This window comes from Veillonella fallax, assembly GCF_020687175.1.
In the GTDB taxonomy this organism is placed as follows: domain Bacteria; phylum Bacillota; class Negativicutes; order Veillonellales; family Veillonellaceae; genus Veillonella; species Veillonella fallax.
Map to the genome: position 1 here is coordinate 1 of NZ_JAJEQD010000040.1, position 2219 is coordinate 2219.

General features: G+C 39.8%; 1 protein-coding gene. It reads right to left on the reverse strand.

The annotated features are described in order from the left end of the window. A partial coding sequence (locus LKD20_RS09520; RefSeq protein WP_369408075.1) for a beta strand repeat-containing protein occupies positions 1–2219 on the reverse strand: 2219 nt, incomplete at both ends.

Genomic DNA, 2219 nt, shown 5'->3' on the forward strand with positions numbered 1-2219 from the left:
TTATTTCCATTATCTAAACCAGCATCAGTCAGGGATACAGGATTCTTACCTGTTGTATTGATACGTACACCATCAGCAGCATATTTAGTATTACCGTTAGCATTAGTTACTGTTGTACCTGCTGCAGTTGTTGCAGTGGAATCAGTACCATTAGCAATAGTATTAGATGTAGCATTGGATGTATTTACATTGCCATTGCCATCATCAATTACATTACTATCTACCGTTGATTTATTGGATTTAGCACCATCTTTAATTACGTAACCAGCTGCAGTTGTTTCTGTGGACTTAGTACCATCAGCTACTGTATTACCAGCCGCTGTAGATATATTTGTCTTAGTACCATCTGTTTGAACGATGCTATCGCCTTTAATAACAGTTGTTTTACCGCCTGTAGCTTCGAAGGTTGCAGAGTTCATCTTCACAAGATCTTTATTCAAGGAGTATGTGAAATCTCGTTCGTTTTGGTTCACTGTGAGGTTTTCACCAGCGATCAATTGAACTTTGTCGTCTTTACCAACCTTAGCATCCTTCTTAGTACCTGTTTGGTTACCAGATGTAGTAGCATCTTTGTCTGCAGTAATTTGCCATGTTTGTTCCCCTACTGCTTTCAATTGTTCTTCCGTAGCGGCACGGCCTTTTGTTGCAAAGTCTGCACTATTTACAGTTGTATTAGACAAGCCTGTAATATCATTTGTAGTACCACCAGTTACGGTTACAGTACCAGTTTTTACAGTACCTGCTACACCATCTAAGGCAACAGCATTAGCACCACCTGTAGTAATTGTATTATTTACACCATCTACAACAGAAGAGCCAATTATAGCTTTGCCAGCAGTGATTGCACTTGTATTTGTACCATCGGTAATTGTATTAGATGTCGCATTGGATGTATTTACATTGCCATTGCCATCATCAATTACATTACTATCTACCGTCGATTTATTGGATTTAGCACCGTCTTTAATCACTTGCCCAGCTGCAGTTGTTTCTGTGGACTTAGTACCATCAGCTACTGTATTACCAGCCGCTGTAGATGTATTCGTCTTAGTACCATCTGTTTGAGAGATGCTATTGCCTGTAATAACAGTTGTTTTACCACCTGTTGCTTCGAAGGTTGCAGAGTTCATCTTCACAAGGTCTTTATTCAAGGAGTATGTAAAGTCTCGTTCGTTTTGGTTTACTGTGAGGTTTTCACCAGCGATCAATTGAACTTTGTCGTCTTTACCAACCTTAGCATCTTTCTTAGTACCTATTTGGTTACCAGATGTAGTAGCATCTTTATCTGCAGTGATTTGCCATGTTTGTTCCCCTACTGCTTTTAATTGTTCTTCAGTAGCGGCACGGCCTTTTGTTGCAAAGTCTGCACTAGTTACAGTTGTGTTGGACAAGCCTGTAATATCGTTTGTAGTACCACCAGTTACGGTTACAGTACCAGTTTTTACAGTACCTGCTGCACCATCTAAGACAACTGCATTAGCACCACCAGTTGTAATTGTGTTATTCACACCATCTACAACGGAGGAACCAATTGTAGCTTTACCTGCTGTACCATCAATTGTTACTGCATTAGCACCAGTACCAAGAGTCACTTTGTCGTTGAGTTTTACGTCATAGATTGTATGACCGTCAGTAGCCGTAGTAGATGTAAGGGTTACATTACCTGTTGTAGCATTCGCTGCTTCACCATTGTTAGCAGTTACTGTAGTAGTAGCCTTTTTAACATCTGCAATATTAGCTGCATTTGTGTTATCTGTATCATCATTATTTACATGACCACTTGCTACATTTTTGATGACATTATTGCCATTATCTAAACCAGCATCAGTCAAGGATACAGGATTTTTACCTGTTGTATTAATACGTACACCATCAGCGGCATATTTAGTATTACCGTTAGCGTTAGTTACAGTCGTACCATCAGCTGTAGTTGCTGTAGATTTACCACCATCAGCTACTGTGTTACTAGCGGCTGTAGATGTATTTGTCTTAGTACCATCTGTTTGAGTAATGCTATCGCCTGTAATAACAGTTGTTTTACCGCCTGTGACTTCAAAGGTTGCAGAGTTCAGCTTCACAAGGTCTTTATTCAAGGAGAATGTGAAGTCTCGTTCGTTTTGGTTCACTGTGAGGTTTTCACCTGCGATCAATTGAACTTTGTCGTCTTTACCAACCTTAGCATCCTTCTTAGTACCTGTTTGGTTACCAGATGTAGTAGC